The sequence below is a fragment of the Allobosea sp. 05T422_2 genome (assembly GCF_056396265.1).
The window spans coordinates 1-25,512 of sequence record NZ_JBFTLD010000070.1 but is presented as its reverse complement, the minus strand read 5'-3'; the positions used below and the strand labels follow the sequence as shown (position 1 = coordinate 25,512).

Annotated in this window: 32 protein-coding genes; 20 read left to right on the top strand and 12 right to left on the bottom strand. The window is 64.5% G+C overall.

All coding sequences use genetic code 11. The features are described 5' to 3' along the window. The first annotated feature begins 4 nt into the window (after positions 1 to 4). Positions 5 to 811: an SDR family NAD(P)-dependent oxidoreductase gene (locus AC1DJT_RS14705; RefSeq protein WP_476834304.1), complete on the top strand. Its 807-nt coding sequence runs from the start codon at positions 5 to 7 to the stop codon at positions 809 to 811. A 104-nt stretch (positions 812 to 915) separates the two neighbouring features. Here AC1DJT_RS14705 and AC1DJT_RS14700 read toward each other — a convergent pair whose 3' ends face one another. The 6 genes from AC1DJT_RS14700 to AC1DJT_RS14675 all read right to left on the bottom strand — a co-directional run bounded on the left by AC1DJT_RS14700 (position 916) and on the right by AC1DJT_RS14675 (position 6,580). After that, on the bottom strand, positions 916 to 1,305 hold the full coding sequence (locus AC1DJT_RS14700) for a VOC family protein (RefSeq protein WP_441488169.1): 390 nt from the start codon (positions 1,303 to 1,305) through the stop codon (positions 916 to 918). 353 nt (positions 1,306 to 1,658) lie between these two features. Continuing rightward, a complete protein-coding gene (locus tag AC1DJT_RS14695) occupies positions 1,659 to 2,333 on the bottom strand; it encodes a GntR family transcriptional regulator (RefSeq protein WP_476769464.1) in 675 nt (224 codons plus the stop codon). A gap of 25 nt (positions 2,334 to 2,358) precedes the next feature. Next, positions 2,359 to 3,255 (bottom strand): dihydrodipicolinate synthase family protein, encoded by an 897-nt coding sequence (locus tag AC1DJT_RS14690; RefSeq protein WP_441506970.1) that lies wholly within the window; start codon positions 3,253 to 3,255, stop codon positions 2,359 to 2,361. 94 nt (positions 3,256 to 3,349) lie between these two features. After that, a complete protein-coding gene (locus AC1DJT_RS14685; RefSeq protein WP_441488167.1) occupies positions 3,350 to 4,168 on the bottom strand; it encodes a carbohydrate ABC transporter permease in 819 nt (272 codons plus the stop codon). Next, on the bottom strand, positions 4,165 to 5,079 hold the full coding sequence (locus tag AC1DJT_RS14680) for a carbohydrate ABC transporter permease (RefSeq protein ID WP_441488347.1): 915 nt from the start codon (positions 5,077 to 5,079) through the stop codon (positions 4,165 to 4,167). The genes AC1DJT_RS14685 and AC1DJT_RS14680 overlap by 4 nt, the downstream gene beginning before the upstream one ends. 148 nt (positions 5,080 to 5,227) lie before the next feature. Next, positions 5,228 to 6,580 carry an ABC transporter substrate-binding protein gene (locus AC1DJT_RS14675; protein ID WP_476834303.1) on the bottom strand — a complete coding sequence of 451 codons (1,353 nt, stop codon included), beginning with the start codon at positions 6,578 to 6,580 and terminating at the stop codon, positions 5,228 to 5,230. Between the two features lie 188 nt (positions 6,581 to 6,768). Here AC1DJT_RS14675 and AC1DJT_RS14670 point away from each other — a divergent pair, with 188 nt between their 5' ends. From AC1DJT_RS14670 to AC1DJT_RS14645, 6 genes are all read left to right on the top strand, one after another. Continuing rightward, a complete protein-coding gene (locus AC1DJT_RS14670) occupies positions 6,769 to 7,797 on the top strand; it encodes an aldo/keto reductase (protein WP_476768054.1) in 1,029 nt (342 codons plus the stop codon). A 4-nt stretch (positions 7,798 to 7,801) separates the two neighbouring features. Further along, a complete protein-coding gene (locus AC1DJT_RS14665) occupies positions 7,802 to 8,641 on the top strand; it encodes an amidohydrolase family protein (RefSeq protein WP_476768053.1) in 840 nt (279 codons plus the stop codon). 1 nt (position 8,642) lies between these two features. Beyond that, entirely contained in the window at positions 8,643 to 9,098 is a 456-nt protein-coding gene (locus AC1DJT_RS14660; RefSeq protein ID WP_476768052.1) for an RbsD/FucU family protein, read from the top strand. A 100-nt stretch (positions 9,099 to 9,198) separates the two neighbouring features. Next, entirely contained in the window at positions 9,199 to 9,591 is a 393-nt protein-coding gene (locus AC1DJT_RS14655) for an OsmC family protein (RefSeq protein WP_476834302.1), read from the top strand. After that, entirely contained in the window at positions 9,588 to 10,694 is a 1,107-nt protein-coding gene (locus tag AC1DJT_RS14650) for an ornithine cyclodeaminase family protein (RefSeq protein WP_476834301.1), read from the top strand. Before AC1DJT_RS14655 ends, AC1DJT_RS14650 begins: the two co-directional genes overlap by 4 nt. Positions 10,695 to 10,777: 83 nt before the next feature. Further along, positions 10,778 to 11,689: an MBL fold metallo-hydrolase gene (locus AC1DJT_RS14645; protein ID WP_476834300.1), complete on the top strand. Its 912-nt coding sequence runs from the start codon at positions 10,778 to 10,780 to the stop codon at positions 11,687 to 11,689. Positions 11,690 to 11,704: 15 nt separating this feature from the next. Here AC1DJT_RS14645 and AC1DJT_RS14640 read toward each other — a convergent pair whose 3' ends face one another. Genes AC1DJT_RS14640 through AC1DJT_RS14630 form a run of 3 tightly spaced genes read right to left on the bottom strand, consistent with a single transcriptional unit; the run spans position 11,705 to position 13,632 of the window. Next, on the bottom strand, positions 11,705 to 12,802 hold the full coding sequence (locus AC1DJT_RS14640; RefSeq protein ID WP_476768048.1) for a YeeE/YedE family protein: 1,098 nt from the start codon (positions 12,800 to 12,802) through the stop codon (positions 11,705 to 11,707). Between the two features lie 30 nt (positions 12,803 to 12,832). Further along, on the bottom strand, positions 12,833 to 13,216 hold the full coding sequence (locus AC1DJT_RS14635) for an ArsR/SmtB family transcription factor (RefSeq protein WP_043238549.1): 384 nt from the start codon (positions 13,214 to 13,216) through the stop codon (positions 12,833 to 12,835). Continuing rightward, a complete protein-coding gene (locus tag AC1DJT_RS14630; RefSeq protein ID WP_441506962.1) occupies positions 13,213 to 13,632 on the bottom strand; it encodes a thioredoxin fold domain-containing protein in 420 nt (139 codons plus the stop codon). Before AC1DJT_RS14630 ends, AC1DJT_RS14635 begins: the two co-directional genes overlap by 4 nt. A 50-nt stretch (positions 13,633 to 13,682) precedes the next feature. Here AC1DJT_RS14630 and AC1DJT_RS14625 point away from each other — a divergent pair, with 50 nt between their 5' ends. Further along, on the top strand, positions 13,683 to 14,423 hold the full coding sequence (locus tag AC1DJT_RS14625) for a cytochrome c biogenesis CcdA family protein (RefSeq protein ID WP_476834299.1): 741 nt from the start codon (positions 13,683 to 13,685) through the stop codon (positions 14,421 to 14,423). A 13-nt stretch (positions 14,424 to 14,436) separates the two neighbouring features. Further along, positions 14,437 to 15,000 carry a thioredoxin family protein gene (locus tag AC1DJT_RS14620; RefSeq protein ID WP_441488156.1) on the top strand — a complete coding sequence of 188 codons (564 nt, stop codon included), beginning with the start codon at positions 14,437 to 14,439 and terminating at the stop codon, positions 14,998 to 15,000. Between the two features lie 82 nt (positions 15,001 to 15,082). On the opposite strand, the gene soxX is transcribed toward AC1DJT_RS14620, so the two are convergent. Beyond that, positions 15,083 to 15,706, bottom strand: a complete 624-nt coding sequence (gene soxX / locus AC1DJT_RS14615) for a sulfur oxidation c-type cytochrome SoxX (protein ID WP_476768047.1) — start codon at positions 15,704 to 15,706, stop codon at positions 15,083 to 15,085. A 13-nt stretch (positions 15,707 to 15,719) separates the two neighbouring features. After that, a complete protein-coding gene (soxA, locus tag AC1DJT_RS14610; protein ID WP_441507037.1) occupies positions 15,720 to 16,511 on the bottom strand; it encodes a sulfur oxidation c-type cytochrome SoxA in 792 nt (263 codons plus the stop codon). Between the two features lie 216 nt (positions 16,512 to 16,727). Between soxA and soxY the strand changes: the two genes are divergently transcribed. The 10 genes from soxY to AC1DJT_RS14560 all read left to right on the top strand — a co-directional run bounded on the left by soxY (position 16,728) and on the right by AC1DJT_RS14560 (position 24,574). Beyond that, on the top strand, positions 16,728 to 17,192 hold the full coding sequence (soxY, locus tag AC1DJT_RS14605) for a thiosulfate oxidation carrier protein SoxY (protein ID WP_441506959.1): 465 nt from the start codon (positions 16,728 to 16,730) through the stop codon (positions 17,190 to 17,192). Between the two features lie 51 nt (positions 17,193 to 17,243). Then, positions 17,244 to 17,573 carry a thiosulfate oxidation carrier complex protein SoxZ gene (soxZ, locus tag AC1DJT_RS14600; protein WP_476834298.1) on the top strand — a complete coding sequence of 110 codons (330 nt, stop codon included), beginning with the start codon at positions 17,244 to 17,246 and terminating at the stop codon, positions 17,571 to 17,573. Positions 17,574 to 17,674: 101 nt separating this feature from the next. Further along, complete coding sequence (soxB, locus tag AC1DJT_RS14595) at positions 17,675 to 19,372, top strand: thiosulfohydrolase SoxB (RefSeq protein ID WP_441488153.1); 1,698 nt, start codon at positions 17,675 to 17,677, stop codon at positions 19,370 to 19,372. A 48-nt stretch (positions 19,373 to 19,420) separates the two neighbouring features. Further along, positions 19,421 to 20,692 (top strand): sulfite dehydrogenase, encoded by a 1,272-nt coding sequence (gene soxC / locus AC1DJT_RS14590; protein ID WP_476834297.1) that lies wholly within the window; start codon positions 19,421 to 19,423, stop codon positions 20,690 to 20,692. Then, positions 20,676 to 21,401, top strand: a complete 726-nt coding sequence (locus tag AC1DJT_RS14585) for a c-type cytochrome (protein WP_441506957.1) — start codon at positions 20,676 to 20,678, stop codon at positions 21,399 to 21,401. The genes soxC and AC1DJT_RS14585 overlap by 17 nt, the downstream gene beginning before the upstream one ends. A 38-nt stretch (positions 21,402 to 21,439) precedes the next feature. Further along, positions 21,440 to 21,751, top strand: a complete 312-nt coding sequence (locus AC1DJT_RS14580) for a c-type cytochrome (protein ID WP_441488150.1) — start codon at positions 21,440 to 21,442, stop codon at positions 21,749 to 21,751. A 33-nt stretch (positions 21,752 to 21,784) separates the two neighbouring features. Beyond that, positions 21,785 to 22,309, top strand: a complete 525-nt coding sequence (locus tag AC1DJT_RS14575; protein ID WP_476768044.1) for a DsrE family protein — start codon at positions 21,785 to 21,787, stop codon at positions 22,307 to 22,309. Between the two features lie 64 nt (positions 22,310 to 22,373). After that, positions 22,374 to 23,651 carry an FCSD flavin-binding domain-containing protein gene (locus AC1DJT_RS14570; RefSeq protein WP_476834296.1) on the top strand — a complete coding sequence of 426 codons (1,278 nt, stop codon included), beginning with the start codon at positions 22,374 to 22,376 and terminating at the stop codon, positions 23,649 to 23,651. 78 nt (positions 23,652 to 23,729) lie between these two features. Further along, on the top strand, positions 23,730 to 24,122 hold the full coding sequence (locus tag AC1DJT_RS14565; protein ID WP_441506955.1) for a c-type cytochrome: 393 nt from the start codon (positions 23,730 to 23,732) through the stop codon (positions 24,120 to 24,122). Between the two features lie 158 nt (positions 24,123 to 24,280). Then, entirely contained in the window at positions 24,281 to 24,574 is a 294-nt protein-coding gene (locus tag AC1DJT_RS14560; protein ID WP_476768043.1) for an Rdx family protein, read from the top strand. A gap of 81 nt (positions 24,575 to 24,655) precedes the next feature. Here the strand turns inward: AC1DJT_RS14560 and AC1DJT_RS14555 are convergent, their stop codons facing one another. Next, on the bottom strand, positions 24,656 to 25,144 hold the full coding sequence (locus tag AC1DJT_RS14555) for a LuxR C-terminal-related transcriptional regulator (RefSeq protein ID WP_476834295.1): 489 nt from the start codon (positions 25,142 to 25,144) through the stop codon (positions 24,656 to 24,658). Positions 25,145 to 25,264: 120 nt separating this feature from the next. Here AC1DJT_RS14555 and AC1DJT_RS14550 point away from each other — a divergent pair. Beyond that, on the top strand, positions 25,265 to 25,512 hold a 248-nt coding region (locus AC1DJT_RS14550; RefSeq protein WP_476834294.1), incomplete at its 3' end, for a hypothetical protein.

Sequence of the window (25,512 nt, the reverse complement as noted above, 5' to 3'; positions counted from 1 at the left end):
CGTCATGGCCGACCGGCTGAAGGGCAAGACCGCGATCGTTTTCGGTGCCGGCTCCTCAGGCCCGGGCTGGGGCAATGGCAAGGCCGCAGCGGTCGCCTATGCGCGGGAGGGCGCCAGGGTCATCTGCATCGACCTCGTCCAGGCTGCTGCCGACGAGACAGCGGCCATCATCAGCGAGGAKGGAGGCGAAGCGCTCGCGATCGCAGCCGATGTGACTAAGCAGGGCTCGGTCGATGACGCCGTCGCGACCACCATGGCGCGCTTCGGCGGCATCCAGATTCTGCACAACAATGTCGGCGTGACCCATATGGGTGGACCGGTCGAACTTAGCGAGGAGAAGTTTCGGGCTGCGCTCGATCTGAATCTCGGCTCGGTCTATCGCACGGCCAAGGCGGTCATCCCGGCGATGCTTGCGAGCGGCGGCGGCGCGATCGTCAACATCTCCTCGCTCGCCGCGATCCGCTGGACCGGCTACCCCTACTTTGCCTATTACGCCACCAAGGCAGCGGTGAACCAGGCGACGATGGCGCTCGCCATGCAATATGCCCGGCAGAACATCCGGGCGAACTGCATCATGCCGGGCCTGATCGACACGCCGCTGATCTACAAGCAGATCTCGGGTCAGTATGCCTCGGTCGACGAGATGGTCGCTGCCCGCAACGCCGCCGTACCGATGGGCAAGATGGGCACGGCCTGGGATATTGCTGCGGCCGCCGTGTTCCTGGCCTCGGACGAAGCAGCCTTCATCACCGGAGTTTGCCTGCCCGTCGATGGCGGTCAGAGCTGCGCAGTCGCAGCCTTCCCGAGCTGACACCTGGATCATCGGACCGGATACCGTACCGGCTCCGATGATCTGACCTTCTGTGCCTGCATCCGCTTTCCCGAGGACCGCAGCCCACGTTTCGGGCCGATGCTTTAGACGAGCGCCGACTGCATCTCGATCTGATAGCCCTCCGGATCATCGAACACGAATGCCCGGATCCGGAGTGCTTCATGGCTGCGCGGCGGCTTCAGCGCGGAGACGCCGACGCTCTCGACATAGGCATGCCAGCCGTCGACATCAGCGACGCGGATGCAGATCTGCACCGGCTTGACCGGGTGGGCGCGATGACTGCCCCGGCTCTCGTCGACGAGGCCGACATAGCCCCCCTCGGTGATGCGGTAGATCTTCGACCAGCCCTGATCGATCGTAAGTTCGAGCCCGAGCACGTCCTCGTAGAAGCGCATCGCCTGCGGCAGATCGCGATAATAGAGGAAGGTGATGAGCTTCTGGGTCGCGTCATGCGACGGTCTTGCAATCGTCAAGGTTTGCCTCCGAACCGCGCTGCCATTTGCCCATCTCCAGGTTTGGCAGCGGGGTCGTCAAGCGGCGGCCAGAGCGTGATCGCGACCAGCAGCGCCGGACGCGGTAGGAAACAGGGTATGATCGCGCGAGATGGCCACGAAAGCGAAGCGGAGCTCACCGGCAGCGCAATCGGCTCGACATCCGCGCCCGCTTGATCGGCCCGTAGGAATAGCGCGTCATGATCTCCAGCACATCGCAGAACGAGTGACGGCCGCTCGGCGAAGAGCGTGACGCGGTCCGTTTTGGCGGCGCCGGCCAATACCACGTTCTCCGATCGCGATCTTCAGTAGCCCATGCTTCAGTAGCTCATGTTTCAGTAGCTCATGGCCCGGTTGCGGGCGTTCCCGATATGCGCGCTCATCTCGGCTGCCGCCCGTTCGGGGTCGCGCGCCTCGATGGCCGCGATGATCTTCAGGTGGTCCTGCATCACCGGAACCAGGATGTGGTTCTGGATGCGCGTCTCGTACTGGCGGATCAGCCTGATCTTCAGCCAGGTGACCCGGAAGGCCTTGGAGACGATGTCGTTGTCGAGGTGATCGATGATCGCCTCGTGCATCAGCCGGTCKACATCCTCGGCGTCCTCGATCAGCGTCTCGTCGCCACCCGCCGCGGCCCTCCGGATGATCGCTTCGTGGCGTTCACGCTGTTCGGCGATCTCTTCGTCCGTCGCCGTTTTCGCGTAGAGCGCAGTCGCTTCCTTTTCGAGGAAGAGCCGGAACTGGAACGCATTGCGGATCAGGTTGAGATCGACATGGGCAACCTGCATGCCGCGCTGCGGCACGGTCTTGATCAGACCTTCCGCCTCGAGGCGCGGGATCAGTTCGCGAATGGCGCCGAGCGGCAGGCCAGTCATCGCCACGAGCTCGCGCTGGGTGACGAACTGACCTGGCTTGATCTCTCGCGCCAGCAGCCGCTCGGTGAAGCTGACATAGGCCTTGTCCCGCAGCTTCAGCGGTTCGCCGTCGCGCTCCTGATCGTTCTCGCCCATGCGCTCCTGTTCCTCTCGTGGCTCCTCAGGCGGCCTTGGCCCGCGTAATCGTGTCGAAGGCTGCGAACAAGCGCTGTCGCTGCGCCTCGCTCAAAGCCTCGAGCGGCGGGCGCATCGCGCTATAGCCCTTGTCGCCATGCAGATGGCCGACCAGGGCCTTGACTGCCGGCAGGACCGGATAGCTGCAGACCTCGTCGACCAGCGCATTCACCACCGGGCTCTCCGTCCCTTCATAAACCATCGGCCGAAGCAGCCCCGGCACCAGATTGGCGACGCCGCAGATCGAGCCCTGAGCCCCGGCCCTCACCGCGCGGGCGAGCAGCCGTTCGTCACCGACCAGGATGGCAAGCTCACCGTGAGCTTTGAGCAGGGCTTCGGTATTCGCATAGCTGCCCGAGGAATCCTTCACCCCGGTGACGATGCCCGGAAACGCCTTCTTCAGCCGCTCGACCAGCCCGACGCTGATGTCGACCGCCGTGACCGAGGGGATGTGGTAGAGGATGGTGTTGCGGGCGGACGGCCCCAGCTTCTCGAAGAACTGCGAGAACCAGACAAAGAGTCCCTCGTCGCTGACGCCCTTGAAATAGAAGGGCGGCGCGACCAGCAGGCCCTTGGCGCCGATATCGAGTGCGACCTTGGCCTGCTCGATCGATTCATGCAGCGAGGCAGCGGCGACGCCGGCATAGATTTGCGTGCCAGGATCGACGCCGGCACCGACCAGCGCGCCCAGCATCGCGGTACGCGCCGGCAGGCCAAGCGCCGCCCCCTCGCCCGTCGTGCCAAACAGCGTGACGGAGTCACAGCCCTCGGCCAGCACGTGGCGCGCATGCTTGACGAGGCGCGGCAGATCGACGGCTCCGCCCTCCCGCATCGGCGTCGTGATGGCGCAGGAAAGGCCGAAGCGGTTCGGGTCGATAGCCATTGGAGGGAGCTTTCCTGAGATATGAATGTCTGACATGTTAGTTTGCAGTCAAAACTGACGCAAGGTCGGGAAGACACGGAAATCGAGGTGCGGCTCAGCCATCCTTCAGCCCTCCGGCCGACAATCCGGCGACGATCTGACGCTGAGCCAGCACCGTCAGCAGCAGCACCGGCAGCGTCACCAGCAGCGCGGCAGCGGCGAGCGGCCCCCAGGAAATCTGCTCGAAGGTCAGGGAGTTGTAGACTGCAGACGGCAAGGTACGGCTGTTCTTGCCGCCGAGCACGACCGAGAAGATGAAGTTGTTCCAGGAGAAGATGAAGGCGAGGATGCCGCCGACCACGATGCCGGGCCGCGCCAGCGGCAGCGCGACATGACGAAAGGCCTGCCAGGTCGTCGCACCGTCGATGCGCGCCGCATCCTCCAGTTCCATCGGCACATTCTCGAAATAGCCGATCATGATCCAGACGATGATCGGAATGGTGATGACGAGATGCGTGATCACCAGCGCCGTGATGCTGCCGACGAGCCCGGTCATCTGGAACAGCAGGAAGAGCGGGATCAGGTAGGACAAGGCCGGTGTCATGCGGGCGACCAGGATCAGGATCGCGAACTTCGTCGCCTTGCCGCGGGCGATGCCGTAGCCCGCTGGCACGCCGACCCCGAGCCCGATCAGCACAGCCCCGCCCGTAACCAGGATCGAATTCCAGAGATAGAGCGCGAAGTTGTTCTTCTCGAAGACGTCGAGATAGTTCGCCAGCGTCGGCGGGTTCGGGATGAAGACCGGCGGGAAAGCGGTGTTGTCGAGTTCGTTCTTGAACGAGAGCGACAGCATCCAGAGGAAGACGAGGACGGCCGGCGAAACCAGTACGAAGACCGAAAGCGCAAAGCCGATCTTGGAGGCGAGCCGCTTCATTCCGCGTTCCACTTCGACTTCTGGCGCGCGTAGAGCAGCAGCAGCGAGAGCATGATGATGATGACGAAGAAGATCACCACCACGGCCGAGGCGTAGCCGATCTTGTAGAACTGGAAGGCCTGCAGATAGAGGAAGATGTTGAGCGTTTCGGACGCCGTACCCGGCCCGCCCTGGGTGATCACGAAGATCGTGTCGAAGGCCTTCAGCGCATCGATGGTGCGGATCACGATCGCCACCATGATGAAGGGCCAGACCAGCGGCAGCGTGATGTGGCGGAACATGTGCCAGGAATTGGCGCCGTCGATCAGCGCGGATTCATAGGGTTCCTTCGGCAAGCCGGCCAGACCGCCGAGCACGATCAGCATGACGAGCGGCGTCCAGTGCCAGACTTCGACCAGGATCAGCGTCGGGATCACGGTATGGGGGTCGTAGACCCAGGGCTGGGGTCCAACCCCGACGAGCGATAGCAGGTAGTTCAGCACGCCAAGCTGCGGGTGGAACATCATCGTCCAGACCAGTGCGACAGCGACGGGCGTCGCCATCATCGGCATCACGAAGATGGTGCGCAGTAGCCCCCGGAACGGGAACTCGCGGTGGAAGACCAGGGCCGCCGCCGTGCCGAAGACGATCGGCAGCACCACGGCGAGGACCGTGAAATAGGCGGTATGCCCCATCGATTCGAGGAAGCGCGTATCGCGCAACAGCTCCGAGAAGTTCTGCAGGCCGACGAATTCGGGGCCTCCGCCGATCTTCCAGTCATGGCCCGACATATAGAGCGTGAACAGCCACGGGAAGACGATCACCCCGAGGATGACCAGCACGGCGGGCAACGAGAACAGCCAGTAGCGCGGCGTAAAATCCGCTGAATGTCTCGCAGGCAGCACCTTGGGCGTCGCGAGATCCGCTGGCATGGCGGTTGAGTTGGTCATGCTCTGCGCTTTGCTGAAAACGGTTTGTCATGCCCGCCCTGTGGCGGGCATTCGCGTCGTGAACATCGCCCTCCCCGAACGGGGAAGGCCATCATGGCCAGGGCATGCCCGGCCATGATGGTGATGGTCGTCAGCCCTGTTCGCTCTTGACCAGGACCGGCGCGAAGGTTTCGGTCGCCTTCTTCAACTCCGCAGCGACATCGGCACCGCCGAGCGCATTGGTCAGCGCCACGCCGAAGACATCGCGGAATTCGGTCACCGGAACGATCTGCGGCAGCGCAGCGCGGGCGACCTTGGCTGAACCCAGCAGACACTCGAAATATTGCTTGCCGAATTTCGACTGCGAGATGGTCTCGGTGTCGAGATAGGCCGAGGCACGCMCGGGCGCTCCGGCGCCGGCCTTGAGCATCGCGATCTGCTGCGCCTTGCTTGTCATGAACTGGAGATAGAGCCACGCGGCCTGCTTCTTCTGCGAGCCGCGCGAAATGCCCATGCCATCGGCGAACATCCCGGCATGATGCGCCTTCGGCCCGGGCGGCGTGATGCCATAGCCGACCTTGCCGACGATACGCGACTTCGTCGGGTCCTCGAGCGGCGTGGCAAAGCCGATGCCGTCGAGCCACATCGCGGCRCGACCCTGCATGAAGGTGGTCTGGCATTCATTCCAGTTGAAGCCGACCTGACCGGCCGGGCCGGTCTCCTTGTTCAGCTTCTTGTAGAGTTCGCCGGCCCAGGCCGCCTCGGGCGTATCGGTGAGCAGCTTGCCCTGGGGCGAGGTGGTCTCGATGCCCTGGCCCAGCAGCAGGCTGGCCCAGACCGGGACGTTGGCGTTCTTCAGGCCGCGCGAGACGAAGCCTGCGATGCCCTTGGCCGGATCATGCAGCTTGGCCGCGACCGTGGCGATCTCGTCCATCGTCTTGGGATAGGCCACGCCCTTCGCGTCGAAGAGCTCCTTGTTGTAGTAGATCATCCAGTAATCGACGAAGAACGGGATCGTATCGAGCGATCCGTCGGCCTGGCGCGCATAGGCGACCGGTCCCGCGCCAAAATCATCGAAGTTGAAGTCCGGCGAGGTCAGCGAGGCGTCCTTGATGAAGGGCGTCAGATCCTCGAACCACTTGCCCTTGGCGGCCATGCGCTTCTGCACATGCAGCGAGATGCCGCTGACGTCGAAGCTCGGCTTGCCCGAGGCAAACTCGATTACCGCCTTCTGGCGCTGCTGCTGCTCCGGCACCTGTTCGGCCGAGACCTTGATTCCGGTGAGCTCGGTGAACTCCTTCTCGGCCGCCTGCATCAGGTCGGAACGCGGGTTCTTCACCAACAGCACATCGATCGTCGTGCCGGCAAAGCGCTTCCAGTTGAAGGCGGCCTGCGCATGGGCTTCGCGCAGAACCATCGGCGAACCGACGGCGCCCGCCGCGCCCAACGCTGCGGCCCCGCGCAGAAGCGCGCGCCGGCTCGGCTTCAGAATGCTGTCTGTCATGACTGTCCTCCCTGTGGACGCGGATTGCGGCCCGTTGACGAGCCTGCCTGTTTATCCGGCTGTGCGCCGGTCCCGTCGAGACTTTGCCCTTCGGATCCGGCGCTGACGCTAATCGCGTTCGAGGTCGGTTGCAAGCTGACATGTTGGCGTGCACATAGTCACTGCAGCACATTCCTGGACCCGCATCCATGCCCGCAATTGCGCCGCCCCTCCCCTCGCGAAACCTTGGCCGCACCGGACTGAAGGTCTCGATACTCGGCTTCGGCGGGGCGCCCCTCGGTGATCTCTATGCACGGCTCGACGAGGCTCAGGCCGTCGCAACGGTAGAGGCTGCCGTCGCCAGTGGTGTCACTCTGATCGATACCTCGCCACTCTATGGTCACGGATTGTCCGAGCATCGCATCGGTGCGGCATTGCGCCGGGTCGACCGCGAGAATGTGCTGCTCTCCAGCAAGGTTGGCCGCGTCGCACAGCCCTTCATGGGGCGCGGCAACGGCTCGGGCTATCTGGGCGGCCTGCCGCATGGCATGCGTTTCGACTATTCCTATGACGGGACCATGCGCTCGCTCGAACAATCCGCCCTCCGGCTGGGCATGGACCATATCGATATCGTCCTGATCCATGACGTCGACATMTGGACCCATGGCGCGGACGCCATCGAGAACCGGTTCTTCGAGGCAATGGCCGGCGCCTACCGCGCGCTCGACAAATTGCGGGCGGCCGGTACGGTCAAGGCGATCGGAGTCGGGGTCAATGAAGCGGAGATGTGCGAGCGCTTTGCCCATGCCGGCGACTTCGACACGATGCTGCTGGCCGGCCGCTATTCGCTGCTGGAACAGCCGGCGCTCCTATCCTTCATGTCTATCGCGCAGAAGAAGGGCATTGGCCTGATGCTCGGCGGCGTCTTCAATTCCGGCATCCTGGCCACCGGCCCCGTCGCTGGCGCCAAGTACAATTACAAGCCGGCTCCGCCCGAGATCCTCGCCCGGGTTGCCGCCATCGAGACGATCTGCCGGCGCCATGAGGTGCCACTGCGCCGTGCGGCGCTGCAGTTCCCGCTGGGCCACCCCGCCGTTTCCAGCGTCGTCATGGGAGCGGTCTCACCCGCGGAGGTCGCCGACCAGCTTGCCGAAATCGCCGCGCCGGTTCCGTCCGAGCTCTGGAGCGCGCTCAAGGCCGAAGGCCTGCTCGGCGCTGACGTTCCTGTACCGGAATAGCCCGATGCGGATCGACGCCCATCAGCATTACTGGCGGCTCTCACGCGGCGACTATGGCTGGCTGACCCCGGCACTGGGCCCGATTCATCGCGACTTCGGTCCACCGGACCTGGCGCCGCTGCTGGCACGGCACGGCATCGCGCGCACCATCCTGGTCCAGGCCGCGCCGACCGAGGCAGAGACGGCATTCCTGCTCGGCATCGCAGAGCACGACCAAAGCGTCTCCGGCGTCGTCGGCTGGTGTGATTTCGATGCGCTCGATGCGTCCGAGCGGATTGCCCGCCTGAGCGGCAATCCGCTGCTGGTCGGGCTCAGGCCCATGGTCCACGACATTCCCGACGAGAACTGGCTGGCCCGCCCTTCCCTTGCGCCCGCCTTCGCAGCGGTGGCAGCCCATGACCTCGTCTTCGACGCGCTGCTGCGACCGCAGCACATTGCGCCACTATTGGCCGTTCTCGATCGACATCCGACGCTCGCCGTCGTTGTCGACCATGCCGCCAAGCCGGATCTCATCAGTGGGGAGATCGCGAATTGGCGCGAGGATATCGCCGCAGTCGCCGCGCGGCCCCAGACCTTCTGCAAGATCTCCGGCCTCGTCACCGAAGCCTCGGCCGGCTGGACGACCGAGACCCTGCGCCCGGCCGTTTCGCATCTGCTCGCCGTCTTCGGTCCCGATCGCCTGATCTGGGGCAGCGACTGGCCCGTCGTCACCTTGCGAGCCGACTATTCCCGCTGGTTCGAAACCGTCGCGGAATTGCTGGCGCCCCTGCCCGAAGCCGATCGCGCCGCGATCATGGGCGGCAATGCCCAGAGGCTCTATCTCTCCCACCGAGGACGCAACTGATATGCTGAAGGGCATCGACCCTCTCTTGAGCGCCGATCTGCTCTGGGTTCTGGCCGCGATGGGCCATGGCGACGATCTGGCCATTGTCGATGCCAATCATCCGGCCGATACCGTTGCCAGCGCGACCGCCAGCGGAAGGCTGATCCGACTGCCCGGCCTTTCGATGGCCCGCGCGACCCGCGCCATCCTCTCCGTCCTGCCAATCGACGATTTCGAGCCCGGCTCGCTGCGTCGCATGGAGGTTGTCGGCAAGCCTGACGAGATCCCGCCGGTCCAGGCCGAGGTTCAGGCCGAAATCGACCGCGCCATGGGAGAGCCCGTGCCATGCCTCGGCATCGAGCGTTTCGCCTTCTATGCCGCGGCGAAGGCGAGCTTCGCTGTCGTCCAGGTCGGCGACCCCCGGCCCTATGGCTGCTTCCTGCTGCGCAAGGGCGTCATCGCGGGGCTTCCAGGCTGAGCCCGCACGAGGGTTGGCAAGCACGCCTGCACCGCTCAGGATCGTGACGCCGTCGGCGCAGCTTCGACAGACTGCGCTGACGTGCCTGGAGGATGGCTTCATGGCCCTCGCGAACGCCCATATCGGCACGACGAATTTTGCGACGACGATCAGAATGGGCGGCCGGACGCTGGTTGCCGACGAACCGGCTGCCTTGGGCGGAGCCGATGCCGGGCCAGCGCCCTATGACCTGCTGCTCGCCAGCCTCGGCGCCTGCACGGCCATCACCTTGCGGATGTATGCCGAGCGCAAGCAGTGGAGCCTTCAKGCTGTCGATATCGATCTGCACCACGTCAAGGTCGAGAATCGTTCGAAGATCGAACGTGTCATCACGCTGACGGGCGATCTGTCTGAGGATCAGCGGATGCGCCTCGCCGATGTCGCCGAGCGTACACCCGTGACCCTGACGCTGAAGGCCGGCGCCGATATTGCGACAAGACTGTCGGACGGTTGACACCCTCGTTTGTCCGTTTCCGTTCCGGCACCCACGCCGCTAGAAGAACCACGCTGAGCGATCGGTCACGCCCGTGCGCCCATGGCACGATCCGATTCAACCGAGCCCCGCCTGCTGCGAGCCTGCCCATGCCTGACACTCTCCTCTATCTCGCCGAAGCCGACATCGCCGGGCTCGAACTCGATCCGGCGCTCGCCCGCGCGGCGGTGAAGACGATCTTCAAGGCTCATCACGACGGCCAGACGCTGAGCAAGCCCAAGCTTGCGCTCGATATCGGCCCCGGCCACGCCTTCCAGTCGCTTTGCGCGGCCTCGCCCGCGATCGGCATGGCAGCGACGAAATGGCTCGGCATGGCGCCCGCCGCGAATGAAGCGGGCACGCCCGGCATCCACGCCATGATTGCACTCAACGACTATGCATCCGGCACGTTGCTGGCCATCCTCGATGGCAACCTCGTCACGGCGATCCGCACGGCGGCCATGTCCGCGGCCGCGGGCGCGTTCCTGGCACGGCCGGAAAGCCGCACCATCGGCTTCATCGGCTGCGGCCTGCAGGCTCGCTCGCATCTTGCCGCGTTCAAGTCCCTGCTGCCCGGCCTGACCGAGCTTCGCGCTTTCGGCCGAAGCCGCCGCACCACCGACGTCTTCATAGAGCACGCCCGCGACCAGGGCCTTGCGGCGAAGGCCCATGATGACGCCAGCGACGTCGTTCGCAGCAGCGACGTGATCATCACCTCCGTGCCCATGCAGCCCGGTTTCGCGCCCTTCCTCGATCCTGCCTGGTTGAAGCCGGGGGCCTTCGTTGCGGCCGTCGACGTCGCCCGCAGCTGGCTGCCGGATGGCTTGCGCAAGCTCGACCTCTTGGCCACCGACGATCACCAGCAACAGGCGGAGAGCCCACCGATCGCTCGGGATGTCGGCCCGCTCGGCACCTTCGATGCCGACCTGACGGAACTTGCCGGCGGGGTCCGGCCCGGACGCCTCGACGCGGAGCAGCGCGCCATGTTCATTTTCCGCGGCTTCGCGCTCGCCGATCTCGCCGTGGCGGCTACCGTCTATCGCGCGGCCGTGGCCAGGGGAGCCGGCCTGCGCCTCCCGCGCTGAKACTGCGTCTGCAAACAGGAAGACAAGGCAACGGAGCTCTGCTAGCGTCACATATTCATCCATAGGAATATGTGAGATCTTCAATGCTTGACCGGCGCGCCTTTACTCTCGGAGCCAGTCTGACGGCGGCGGCCCCGTTCTGCGGCGGTGCGGCACGAGCCCAGGTCGTGGCGCGGGCCGGGCTCGGCAAGGCCGAGATCCTGGTGCTGAGCGATGGGGGCTTCCAGCTGCCGCTCTCGATGATCGCGCGCGATACGCCGCTGCCCCAGCTCGAGGCGATGACCGGCAGCAAGGGGCCAGCCGAGACCGTGCTGAACGTCACCTGCCTGAAGCGCGGCAGTGAGACGATCCTGTTCGATTGCGGCGCCGGCGCGCACTTTCTTGCCGGCAGCGGCAAGCTCGCGGCAAGCCTGGAGGCCGCCGGTATCGCGCCCGACAGTGTGAGCCATGTCGTCTTCACCCATTTGCACCCGGACCATCTCTGGGGGGCGCTCGACGAGTTCGACAGCCCGGCATTCCCGAATGCGACCTGGCTGGCGGCCCGCGACGAGGTGGCGTTCTGGACTGATGCCAAGGTCTATGAGCGTCTCTCCGAAGACCGGCACGCCTTTGCAGCCGGCGCACAGCGCGTCCTGAAGGGTCTCCAGGACGGGCTGAAGACCTTCGCCGCAGGCGAGGAAGTGCTGCCGGGAATCGCGGCTGTCGCGACGCCCGGCCATACGCCGGGACATGTCTCCTTCGAGATCAAGGACGGCAGCGACAGGCTGCTCGTGCTGGGCGACGCGGCGACGCATCCGGTCGMATCCTTCGCACATCCGGAATGGCGCCCAGCGTCCGATCATGACCCGGATCAGGCGGTCCAGACCCGCAAGACCGTGCTTGGCCGGGCCGCCGACGAGAAGCTGCGGGTGATTGGCTATCATCTGCCAAAGGGCGGGATCGGTACGGTCGAGCGCACCGGGCAGTCCTTCCGCTTCATCCCGTCCGCGGCCTGATCGGCGGAAGAACGCTCAATCGCAGCGACGGCGGCGCGCGAAGCGTTCGGCCAGCATCTCGCGCACCGAGCCCTCGACGAGAACTGCGATACCGATGCGGGCGCCGAGCATCATGCCGGCGACCGCCAGCGGCCAGGACAGCGCCATCAGCGAGCCGGCCGTGACGCCCTGCCCGATGGTGCAGCCCCCGGCGAGAATGCCGCCGAATCCCATCAGCGCACCGCCCGCCAGATGGCGGCGCATCTCGTGGTGATCGTCGAAGGCCTCCCAGCGGAACTCGCGATCGTAGAGCGCCGAGGCAAAGGCTCCGAGCATCACCCCCAGAATGGTGCCGACCCCGAAATCGAGGAACCCGATGGGGTGGGTCAGGACCGCGTAGAGCGCCCGGCCGATTGGCGAGACGAAGGTCAGGCTCTGCGGGCGCGGAAACGCGGCGAATTCGTCGATCGCCACACCTGTCGCCCACCAGCCTGCAACGACGCCGAACCCCAGCGTCAGCCCGGCCAGCAGCAGCCGCGGCGAACGCCGCAACCGAGGGTCAGCGAGCACAGCCAGTATCAGCACCAGGGCGGCGACGAGAACGATGGCAAGCCGCCAGTCGCCGAGACCGAACCAGGCGAGCAGTGAAGGCAGATCACCCTGCACTCCACCAGGTATCGGCAGGGCGACCGTCTCGAGCACATCGATTCGAAAGGAAGCCAGCATGCCGCGGAGCGTGGCATAGGCGACGGCACCGAAGACCATCATCACGATCAGGCTGCGCAGGTCGCCGCTGCCGAGACGAACGAGAGAGCCAAAGCCGCAGGTGCCGACCAGCGCCATGCCGATCCCGAAGACCGTGCTGCCGAGCAGGATCGAGAGCCAGGGCAGGGCCGAAGGCACATAGGTCGAGAGCCGGGGCGAAAGCCAGCCGAAGCCGACCAGAAGCTGCGTGCCCACGAGCGCAACGGCGAGCGCAAGCCCGAAGATGCGCAGGCGGCGCGTATCGCCACCCATCCAGGCGTCCTCGATCGCCCCGAAGGAGCAGAGCCGGGCACGCCGGGCAGTGAAGCCGCAAGCCGCGCCGATGACGACGCCGATCAGCGTCACGGCCCAGGTCGGCAGAGGTTCCATGATCGTCAGACGCCCCTGCCGGCCCCCATTTCAATCACGCAAGCGGTCCGTGCTCTCGGGACGGTTGCAGAAGATGTCGTAGATCACCGAGATGACCTGACGCACATCGTCATTGGCGAGGCTGTAATAGATCGCCTTGCCGTCGCGGCGGGTGGTGACCAACTGGTCGAGCCGCAGCCGCGCCAACTGCTGCGAAACCATCGGCTGGCGCAGCGAGAGGATGTTCTCAAGTTCCGTTACGGTGCGCTCGCGCTCGGCCAGCAGACAGAGCAGCAGGAGCCGGTTTTCGTGGGACAGGGCCTTCAGGAAATCGCTGGCCTTGCGGGCCTTGCGCATCAATTGATCGAGCTCGGCCGAGAATTCGGCACCGTCGCGCAGCTCGGCTTCAAGGGCCTTGGAGACAATCGCGCTCATTTTCGTTCCATTGTCGCGGACTGGCCGCGGGTTCGATGGCTGGGACTGTCCATGCCAGCAAGCATCTTGCCAAGCAAACCCCAGAATGCGTCGTCGCCGATATAGCCGGTGATCCGGCCGACCTCGCGCCCTTCATCCATCAGGACGAAGGTCGGCGTGAAGCGGACCGGTGCAGCAAGTCCAGGCTCATCAGCGCGGGTGGAACCGAGATCGACCCGCCTCAGCGGTGCTGCCTTGCCCTCCGGCGTGTTGGCATAGACAGGCGCGACCTCCCGGTCCCAGCGGGCGCACCAGATGCAGCCGTCGCGTTCAAACATCACCAGCTCTGCCGCCCGCAACGGCAGGGTGACAAGCGCCAGCCCCACCAGTGCTGCGAGGCCGGCATGCCAGCTCAGCCATTTCGCGATTGCTTTCATCCGACAAACATAGTCGTATTCATATGTTTAAAYAATTGGCGGGTTGAACCTTGTTCGACATCTCGATCGCAGGGGCTTTCGCAGCAGGTCTGCTCTCCTTCCTGAGCCCCTGCGTGCTGCCCCTGGTGCCGCCGTATCTCTGCTTCCTCGCGGGTGTCGGCATCGGCGAATTGTCCGGCTCGGACGGCGCGCTGACGGCCGCGCAGCGTCGCCGCATCATCGCCATGGCCGCCGTTTTCGTGCTCGGTTTCGCCACCGTCTTCGTCGCACTCGGCGCCACCGCCTCGACCATCGGGACCTGGATCACCGCGCATTTCKACACGCTGTCCATCGCCGCCGGTGCAATCATCCTGGTCATGGGCCTGCATTTTCTCGGATGGCTGCGGATTCCTCTGCTCTACCGGGAGGCCCGTTTCCAGACATCCGCACGTCCCGCCGGCCTGCTCGGCGCCTATCTCGTCGGGCTTGCCTTCGCGTTCGGCTGGACGCCCTGCGTCGGGCCTGTGCTGGCGACGGTGCTGATGGTCGCGGGCGCCGAGGGCAGCGCCTCGCGCGGCGCGCTTCTGCTCGCATCCTATGCGCTCGGCATCGGCCTGCCCTTTCTGCTGGCGGCGGTCTTTGCCGGTCCCTTCCTGACCTGGCTCTCCCGCTTCCGCCGGCACATGGCCGTCATCGAGAAGACGATGGGCGCCGCACTCGTCGTGACAGGCTTGCTGTTCATCACCGGAATGATGCCGGCGCTCGCCGGCTGGCTGCTACAGACCATCCCGATCCTCGGCACGATCGGCTGAAGGGAGAGTTTCCATGCTGACCCGACGCAGGCTTCTCGGCTCTGCCCTCGCCGTCTCCTTCGCGCCTCAGACCCTCGCCGCCGCCAGACTCGGCGAGGACGGGCTCTACCAGCAGGACTGGTATCTCGAGAGCTTCCTCGACCTTTCCGAAGACATCGAGACCGCGACCCGCAACGGCAAGCGCCTCGCGATCATGTGGGGTCTCAAGGGCTGCCCGGCCTGCCGGCGAATGCATGAGGTACATCTCGCCGATCCCAAGATCGAAGGTTACATCAAGGCCAATTTCGAGGTGCTGCACCTCAACCATATCGGCGCCCGCGAGGTCACCGATTTCGACGGACGCAAACTGGGCGAGAAGGCGCTGGGCGAGGCCTATGGCGTGCGCTTCACTCCGACGATCCAGTTCATGCCCGAGAGCGCGGAAGGACTTGGCCAACGCAAGCCGCAAGCCCGCGAGGTCGCCCGCATGCCGGGACTGCTCGAACCACGCGATTTCCTCGCCATGTTCCGCTTTGTGCGGGAGAAGGGCTATGAGACAGCGCCCTTCCCGGAGTGGCTGAAGCGGCAAGGCGCCTGACGTTGGTCACCTCCAAACGCAATCATCCCGGCCACGGAAGAACCGAGGCCGGGATGACGTTTACTGCCGCTGGGCCTTGCCGCTACTTGTTCACCGGCGATTCCGGGTCGAACAGATAGGCCATCACGTCCTTGATCTGCTGTTCGCTCAGCACCTTGTTGGTGCCGAAGCGGGGCATGTTCGAACAGGGCACCACGGCCTGTGAATTATAGATCTTCGTGTAGGCGTCCTTGATCGCCTCGGCGTCGTATTTCCGGTCCTTGCCATAGGCGGCGAGGCTCGGGCCGAGCGTGCCGTAGCTCAGCTCCTTGGGATCGAGCTGGTGGCAGGCGAAGCAGTTGCCGCCGGCAATAGTGTCCGGTGGATCGGAGAACTGACCGCCGCGGCCGTTATTGGCGACCTTGTAGCCTTCCTTCCAGTTGCCGAGGAATTTGCCGTCGGCGGGATAGCTGACCCTGGCGAGTTCGCGCTTGGTGATGGCCTCCGCATCCGCGGACGAAACCTGATTGCGATGGACGTTGCACGCCGCCAGCGATTCATCCGGCGTGATGCGCGCCTGCCATTCCGCCGGCGCCTTGCCGAAAGTGGACTTCACATAGGCCTCGATCGTCGCCTGGCTGGGCTTGGCCGGCTTGTCCTGCGCAAGGGCTGGCGCACAGAGCACGAAGCTGCCCAGGGCGAGGGAGGCGAAAGCTGATCTGATCATCGGTTCAGTCCCCTCAGCGCTTGATCGAAGGCACATTGAGTTCACCGCCGGCCGCCTGCTTGTTCAGGAAGACGGTGAGCGCGGTCAGACTATCCGAGCCAAAATCCGGCACCGGCCAGCGCTGCTGCCGATAACAGTCCCAAAGGCGGTGCTGCATCGTGCGAAGCGCGCTCTGGGAGACCCGATAGGTCGGCCAGGTCGCCATCGTCGCCTGGGCAGCGGCCCCCGGCACGGACAGGTTGGGCAGGCCCTGAAGGCGGATGCGCTTGCCTTCCTCGGCGTGGCAGGTGGCGCAGGAGAAGTCCATCACGCCGCCGCGGCGATAGAACAGCTCCTCGCCGACAGCCGCCATTTCAAGTTCCTTGGCGTGCTTGAGCTGCGGCTCGAGCTTCATGCCGTTCGACTTGTTGGCGATGAAAGCCGTCAGGTCCTCGAGATCGGATGCCTTTCCGGGAGAGGAGAAGCGTCGCGACAGCACGTCCTTGGTGTCGAGCCCCTGGACCTTGTCCATGCACCAGAGCAGGCGCTGCTCCAGATCCATGACCTTGTCGGCATCCGCGAAATGGCGCGGCAGCCGCGCATAGGCTCCCTCCAGCTTGCCGGCGCCCTCGCCGAGATCGCAACCTTCCAGCGAGACATTCTTGGTGCCGCGCTTCGTCGTCCAGATCTCTTCGCCGCGATCGACTGCGAGATAACCCGGGTTGGAGAATGGGTCCGAGAGCATCTGGCGATAGCGCTCGATCTCCTTCTCGCTATCGTCCTGCGGCGGCGATTGTGCGGTCAGATGCCCGGCCGCGAGCGTCATGGCCGCGGCAAGAACTGCCGCGCCGATCACAGTGAGCTTCATGCCCTGCCCTTTCGTTTCCCCAGCCGGCCGCTTCATGCGACCTTCATTCCCGGCTTTCTTGATTTGAAAGCCTTTACATTCACAAAAAACAATATCACGATATGTCGAAATGATGTGCGACGGACGGTCGCGTCGTCAAGAGCTAACCAGAATAATTCCAGGGAGGATGTCCGAATGGATTTTCAGCAAGCGGGGCTGTCGCGCCGTCACGCTCTCAAGGCGGGTGCCTTCGCCGCCGTGGCCAGCCTTCTCGGCGCCAAGCTCGCCTTCGCGGATGAAAAGACGGTCGCGGACGAACTGAAGAAGCTCTATGGCGACAAGCCCTTCGCCACGGGCAAGATCAAGCTCGATGTTCCCGAAATCGCCGAGAACGGCCTGGTCGTCCCGATCAATATCGAGATCGAAAGCCCGATGACGGACGCCGACTACGTCAAGGCCGTGCATGTCTATGCCGACGGCAACCCGCTTCCCGGCATCGTCAGCTACAGCTTCACGCCAGCCTGCGGCAAGGCCTCGGCCGCGACCCGCATGCGCCTCGCCCAGACCCAGAACATCGTCTGCGTCGCCGAGATGTCGAACGGCGCGCTGCATATGGCCAAGGCCAATGTGAAGGTCACGATCGGCGGTTGCGGCGGCTGAGACCTGCGCGTTCCAGCCCCGACAACGACAAGATCACGGTGAGGATACCCCATGAGCACCAAGCCCACCCCGCGGGTCCGCGTTCCCGCCAAGGCCGCCGCAGGCGAGATGATCGAGATCAAGACGCTGATCTCGCACGAGATGGAATCCGGCCAGCGCAAGGACGCCAAGGGCGAGACGATTCCGCGTAAGATCATCAACAAGTTCAGCGCGAGCTTCAACGGCAAGCCGGTTTTCTCCGCCGATTGGCATCCCGCGATTTCGGCCAACCCGTACCAGTCCTTCTTCTTCAAGGCGACGGAATCGGGTGAATTCACCTTCACCTGGAAGGATGATGACKGTTCCGAATACACCGCCAAGAACAAGCTGACGGTCGGCTGATGTCTCGCCGGCCGCGACCCGGCCGGTTGCTCGCATCGAACGGACAAGCGGGGCGAAACGTCCCCGCATGAGGGCGGCTGCGCGCCGCCCAAGGGTGGATCATGATCTCACGGCGCGATTTTCTTCAGGCAACATCGGCTGCTGCGGCCATCACGCTGGCTTCCGGATTGGGCCCGCTCGGCCGCGCAGCCGCGCAGCAGCGCCTGTCCCAGGCCGACATCCTGCGCTTCGACCCGCTCGGCACCGTGACGCTTCTCTACGTCACCGATATCCACGCCCAGCTCGTGCCGCTGCATTTCCGCGAACCCTCGATCAATCTCGGCGTCGGCGAGGCCAAGGGTCAGCCGCCGCACCTGACCGACGCGGAGTTCCGGGAGCATTTCAAGATCGCCACGGGCTCGGCCGACGCCTTTGCCCTGACCTCCGACGACTTCACCTCGCTTGCCCGTCAGTACGGCCGGATGGGCGGGCTCGACCGCATCGCGACGCTGGTCAAGGCGATCCGCGCCGAACGCGGAGACGATAAGGTTCTGCTGCTCGATGGCGGCGACACCTGGCAGGGCAGCTGGAGTTCGCTCCAGACCAGGGGCCAGGACATGGTCGACGTCATGTCGGCCCTGAAGACCGATGCCATGGTCGGCCATTGGGAGTTCACGCTCGGCGCCGAGCGCGTCAAGGAGATCGCGGAGAGCGCATCCTTTGCATTCCTCGCCCAGAACATTCGCGACAAGGAGTGGAACGAACCCGTCTTCAAGCCGCGCAAGGTCTTCGAAAAGGGCGGCGTCAAGGTTGCGGTGATTGGCCAGGCGCTGCCGCGTACCGCCATCGCCAATCCGCGCTGGATGTTCCCTGACTGGGAGTTCGGCATCCGCGAGGAGGAGATCCAGAAACAGGTCGAGGAGGCCCGTGCCGAGGGCGCAGCCATCGTCGTGCTGCTCTCGCATGACGGTTTCGACGTCGATAGGAAACTGGCCGCGCGGGTCAAGGGCCTCGACATCATCCTGACCGCCCACACCCATGACGCGATGCCCGGTGTGGTGCGCGTCGGCAATACCGCCCTCGTCGCCAGCGGCTCGCATGGCAAGTTCCTGTCGCGGCTCGACATCGCGGTGAAGGACGGCAAGGTCGCCGATATCCGCTTCAAGCTGATGCCGGTCTTCTCCGAAGCGATCACCCCCGATACCGAAATGGCGGCGCTGGTCAGGAAGCTCCGCGAGCCCTTCGCCGCCGACCTCGCCCGCGAGATCGGACGGACCGAGTCGCTGCTCTACCGGCGCGGCAACTTCAACGGCACCTTCGACGACCTGATCTGCGACGCCATGATGAGCCAGCGCGACGCCGAGATCGCACTCTCCCCCGGCTTCCGCTGGGGCGGGACGCTGCTTCCCGGCGAGCCGATCACCTGGGAGGCGATCACCAACGCGACCGCGATCACCTATCCCAACTGCTACCGCATGGAGATGACCGGCGCCCAGCTCAAGGAGATCCTCGAGGACGTCGCCGACAATATCTTCCACCCCGATCCCTATTTCCAGGGCGGCGGCGACATGGTCCGCATCGGCGGCATGGGCTACGCCATCGATATCGGCAAGCCGATGGGCAGCCGCATCTCCGGGCTGACGCATCTGAAATCCGGCAAGCCGATCGATGCGTCCCGGAAATACGTCGTCGCCGGCTGGGCCAGCGTCAACGAGGGCACGCAAGGGCCGCCGATCTGGGACGTGGTCCGCGACCATGTCGCCCGCACCAAGACCGTTTCGATCACGCCAAACGACGCCGTCAAGGTGACCGGCGCCTGACCCGCGCCATCCTCCCTGAACCCTCCCAATCCAGAGGAATCTGCCGCCATGACCTCCCCCCGCAACCGCGAAAGCCTGAGCAGGCGCCGCTTCCTCGGCGCGGCCGGAATGGCTGGCGCGGGGCTGGCCGCCTCGGCTACCGGTGCCCGCGCCGGGGCTCCCGACCCGCTGATCACCGACGTCCAGGACTGGAACCGCTATCTCGGCGAAGGCGTCGACAAGCGGCCCTACGGAATGCCCTCGCGCCATKAGAAACATGTCATGCGCCGGGACGTCTCCTGGCTGACGGCATCCCCGGAATCCTCGGTCAACTTCACGCCACTCCATGAACTCGACGGCATCATCACGCCGTCCGGCCTGTGCTTCGAGCGCCATCACGGCGGCATCGCCGATATCGAGCCGGCCAATCACCGCCTGCTGATCCACGGCCTGGTCGAAAAGCCGCTGGTCTTCACCATGGAGGACATCCGGCGTATGCCGCGGCAGAACCGCGTTTACTTCCTCGAATGCGCCGCCAATTCCGGCATGGAATGGCGCGGCGCGCAGCTCAATGGCTGCCAGTTCACCCACGGCATGGTCCATAACGTCATGTATACGGGCGTGCCGCTGAAGGCCCTGCTCGAAGAAGCGGGTGTGAAGTCGACCGCCAAATGGCTGATGCTGGAAGGTGCGGATTCCTCCGGCATGAACCGTTCGCTCGCGCTCGAGAAGGCGCTGGGTGACGTGCTCATCGCCTTCGCCATGAACGGCGAGGCGCTGCGGCCCGAGCAGGGCTATCCGCTGCGCGCCGTCATCCCCGGCTGGGAAGGCAATCTCTGGGTCAAGTGGCTGCGCCGCATCGAAGTCGGCGACAAACCCTGGATGGCGCGCGAGGAAACCTCGAAATATACCGACCTTCTTGCGGATGGCCGCTCGCGCCGCTTCACCTTCATCATGGACGCCAAATCCGTGGTGACCAATCCCTCGCCGCAGGCGCCGCTGAAGCACAAGGGGCGCAATGTGCTGTCCGGGCTGGCCTGGTCGGGACGCGGCACGATCAAGCGTGTCGACGTCACGCTCGACGGCGGCAAGAACTGGCAGAGTGCCCGCATCGACGGCCCCGTTCTCGATAAGTCGCTGACCCGCTTCTATGTCGATTTCGACTGGGCCGGCCAGGAACTGCTGATCCAGTCCCGCGCCATGGATTCCACCGGCTATGTCCAGCCGACCAAGGACGAGCTGCGCAAGGTGCGCGGCGTCAATTCCATCTACCACAATAACGGCATTCAGACCTGGCTCGTCCGGGCGAATGGGGAGACCGAGAATGTCGAGATCGCCTAAGCTCGCCCTGCTTGCGGGTTTCGCGGCGCTCGCCGTCGTCGCAGCCGGCCCGTTGATCGCGCAACCTCAGAAGCAGGCCCAGCCCAAGCCCGTGCCGCATGCCGCCGGCCAGCCCGCGCACGCGAAACTCAATCTCGGCCGCCTGGCGCTGCCGGAAGAGATCAAGGCCTGGGACATCGACGTGCGGCCCGACGGCATGGGCCTGCCGCCCGGCAAGGGCACGGTGAAGCAGGGCGACGAGATCTTCCAGACGCAATGCGCGAGCTGCCATGGCGAGTTCGGGCAGGGCAATGGCCGCTGGCCCGTGCTGGCAGGCGGCCAGGGCAGCCTGACCTCGGACCGTCCGGAGAAGACGATCGGCTCGTTCTGGCCCGATCTCTCCACCGTCTACGACTACATCCGCCGCGCCATGCCCTATGGCAATGCGCAGTCGCTCTCACCGGACGAGATCTACGCCCTGACAGCCTATCTGCTCTACCTCAACGACATCGTGAAGGACGAGGAGTTCGAGCTGTCCGATAAGAATTTCACCAGCGTCAAACTTCCGAACGCGTCGACCTTCTATGACGATGACCGCGAAACCACCGAGAAGGCGTTCTGGGGCAAGGAGCCTTGCATGAAGGACTGCAAGGCCGAGGTAAAGATCACCGGGCGGGCCGCCGTGCTGGATGTGACGCCCGATTCCAAGACCGCCCCCAAGGTGGATTGATGGGGACAGGCTGCGCCACCGCAAAGTGCGCATCCCGGGTGGCCCTGGCCGCCCTGGTCGGTTTTGCGGCGCTGATCCCCGTGATGTCCTGCGCACAGGCGGCCGGCGATCGCGCGCTCGGCGAGTATCTTTCGTCGGAATGCACCGCCTGCCACCAGACCAGCGGGCGCCATGATGGAGGAATTCCTGCCATCGTCGGCGTCCCCGTCGACCAGTTCATCGCACTGATGAACAGCTACAGGGACCGGCAGCGAGAGAACCAGGTGATGCGCACCATCGCCGGGCGCCTGAGCCAGGAAGAGGTCGAGGCGCTGGCAAGCTATTACGGCAGCCTCAAACCAGCTCCATAGACCGGAAGCCGGCGAAACCCGAGGGAGGGCCAAATGTCACATTCATTAGCGGACGCCACTCGTCGCAGCATGCTTCTCGCAGCGGCCTCCGGCCTTGCCGCAGCAGCAACACAAGCAGGGGCAGCGCCGCGTGACCTCAAGCTGACCGACCTTCAGAAGGAAGCCGATGTCGCCTGTGTCTATCATTGTGATTTCGGCGATCCGCAGCGCTTCGTTCAGATGCTGACCAACATCGCAAACCATTACTCTGCCTATGGTGCCGATCCGTTCGCCCTGCAGTTGGTCGTCGTCGCGCATGGACAGGGCGTGAAGTTCTTCCTGAACGACCTTACCGACACCAGCTGGCGCGACGAGGCCATGGTGCCCAAGATTTTCGAGCGGATCGAGGATGTCGCAAAGAACGGTCTCAAGGTTCATCTCTGCGAGATCACCTTCGATCGGCTGAAGCTCGACAAGGCCAAGGCGCGCGATGCCGCGTTTATCAGCTTCGTGCCGTCGGGCGTGGCAGCCGTGGCTGCGCTGCAGGCCAAGGGCTTTGGCTACATGAAGGTTGGATAGGCCCGCAGAAGGCCTGCCGGGATCAGGGATCACCGGGTTCACTGACGATAATGGGGAGAGAGAGATGCTGATMGATCGCCGTTCATTGGTTCTGTCCGGGCTGGCGCTCTCCGGAGCGACAACCCTTGGCGCCCCCGCAGTGCTCGGCCAGGCGAAGCCGCGCGTCGTCGTGGTCGGTGGCGGCGCGGGCGGTGCGACTGCAGCCCGCTACATCGCCAAAGACAGCAATGGCGCCATTGCGGTGACGCTGGTCGAGGAGAATGAGCGCTACCAGACCTGCTTTCACTCCAACCTCTTTATCGGCGGGTTCAAGAGCTATGACGAGCTCGTCCATGGCTATGACGCGCTGACGAAGAACAACGGCATCACGCTTGCGCGCGCCCGCGCCACCGCGATCGACCGCGACAAGAAAGAGGTCGTGCTCTCCACCGGCGAGCGCCTGCCCTATGATCGGCTCGTGCTCTCCCCTGGCATCGACCTCAAATATGATTCCGTCCCGGGCTGGTCGAAGGAGGCCGAGGAAGCGATGCCGCATGGCTGGAAGCCCGGCCGCCAGACCCGGCTGATCAAGGAGCGGCTCGATGCGGTGCCGGATGGCGGCCTGATCGTGATGATCACCCCGCCCAATCCCTATCGCTGCCCGCCAGGTCCCTATGAGCGTGCTTSGATGTTCGCCCATGTCCTGATGCAGACCGGGCGCAAGCAGGCGAAGATCGTCATCCTCGATCCGAAGGAGAGCTTCTCCAAGCAGGGCGTCTTCCAACCCGACTGGGAGAAACGCTACGGCACGATGATCGAGTGGCTCGGCCCCAAGGTGCATGACGGCATCAAGTCGGTCGATCCCAAGACCAACACCGTGGTGACCGGCTTCGAAACCTACAAGAACTGTGCCTTCGTCAATGTCATCCCGGCCCAGATGGCGGGCGCGATCGCGCGCGAGGCTGGACTTGCGCCCGCCGGCGGCTATTGCGCCATCGATCCCGCGACGATGAAGTCGGCAGCCGATCCCGCCATCTTCGTCCTCGGCGATGCCTGCATCGCTGGCGACATGCCGAAATCCGCCTTCTCGGCCAACAGCCAGGCCAAGGTCGCGGCCATGGTCATCCGCGGCGAATTGTCCGGGTCGCGCACCTTCCCGCCGCGCTACGTCAACACCTGCTGGAGCCTGGTCGACACCGACGACGCCATCAAGGTTGGCGGTCGATATGAGCCGAAAGACGGCAAAATCGCCGCTGTCGAGACCTTTGTCTCGCAGCCCGACGAGAGCGACGAGCTGCGCAAGCAGACCCAGGCCGAGAACATCGGCTGGTATGCCGGCATCACCGCCGACATGTTCACGTGATTGGCCCAGGCGCCGATTAGAAGCATTCTGAATTTCCCGCCGCGCGATTCCGTGCGGCCCGCTGCCGATGAAGGAACCATGATGAAAGCGATTGCCTGCGCCACGATCCTGATCGCTGCCGCGATCTTCGGGAATTCAGCCCAAGCCCAGGACGTCGCCGCCGGCGAGCGCTCCTGGAACAAGTGCCGCGCCTGCCACCAGCTTGGCGAAAGTGCCAAGAATACGGTGGGGCCCATCCTGAACGGTCTCTTCGGTCGGCATTCCGGCTCCGTCGAGGGCTACAGCTACTCCAACGCCAACAAGAACTCCGGCATCACCTGGGACGAGACCGTCTTCGCCGAGTACATCAAGGATCCGCGGGCCAAGATCCCCGGCACCAAGATGGTCTTCGCCGGCATCAAGAACGAACAGGAGATCAAGGATCTCACCGCCTTTCTCAAGCAGTACGACAAGGACGGCAAGAAGATGTGAGCTGAGGCCAGCCTCGATCAGGCCGGCCCACGCCTGCGCGACGACGGGATCAGCCCTGTCGTCGCGTTGCTTGTTCCGTCAGGCGTATTTTGGCATGAGCGCTCGCAAGCGTTCCGAGCCCGGAACGGATTCTCTGCTCGCAAGCCAAGGCTCCCGCCATGTCGGACACGAAGCGCCCCCGCATTGCCATCACCTACTGCACGCAGTGCAACTGGCTGCTGCGATCGGCCTGGATGGCCCAGGAACTGCTCTCGACCTTCGGCCCCGATCTTGGCGAAGTCGCGCTCCTGCCGGGTACAGGCGGGACCTTCCGGATCCATTATGACGACGTGCTGATCTGGGACCGCAAGAATGATGGCGGCTTCCCCGACGTGAAGGCGCTGAAGCAGCGCGTGCGGGACCGCCTCGACCCCGGCCGCGACCTCGGCCATCTCGACCAGAGCCACGGCTGAGCGATCCTGCTCGAGCGAGCCTCACGATCCCGGCGCCCGGCCGGGTATCACCTGTCGGGCGCGCTCTTCCTCTGCCCCGCCCTACCGACCGGAGCCCGGCAAGTTGAAGCTCAGGACCGCGAGCTCTGTCCTGTTATGCGCACCGAGCTTGCGCATGACATTGCGGACATGAACCTTGACGGTGCTTTCCTTCAGGTCGAGTTCATAGGCGATCACCTTGTTCGCCTTTCCATGCTGCACGGCCTCGAGCACTGCCGCCTGCCTGGGTGTGAACATCTGCCGGGGCCCCACCGGGTCTCCCGGCTTGCCGGCGCGACGCGACAACAGACTCCCCGACGGAATGAACACTCCGCCCGAACGCACCAGGCTCATCGCGCCGCGTGCCACGTCGAGGCTAAGCGTTGTCGGGATATAGCCTTTCGCGCCGGTCGCGATGGCCTCCAGCATCTCGTCGACGTCCTCGGTATCCGAAAGCAGGACCAGCGAGACATCGCCATCCGCGGCAAGGTCCTCGATCTCCCGCTMGATCTCCTTGCGGCAGCGCGGACCGCTCACATAGCGCAAAACCACCGTTCCCGGTCTCGGCGGGCTCGACCGCTCGCGACGCCATTCCGCCAGCGACGAAAACGTCTCGACCTCGTAATCACGACTTTGAGAGAGCAGGGATGAAGCCAGGCAATCACGGATCAATTGCCTGGCTTCGATGATGACGATGGCGGCAGGCTGCTCTCGGAGACGCGAAATCTCTTCGGCTCCCGAGCGAGTCAAGGATGGCCGCCGATCGGCCATGAGCGGCAGATTCTCACGTATATTTTCGAATATCATAACAATATCCTTGAATTAAAAGCGCATCGCCCCATAATTTTGCCAGAAATAAGTCTAAAAGGAGAACTGCCGCCGCTTTCTCCATGTATTAAATTTTACATCAATTCTAAGCC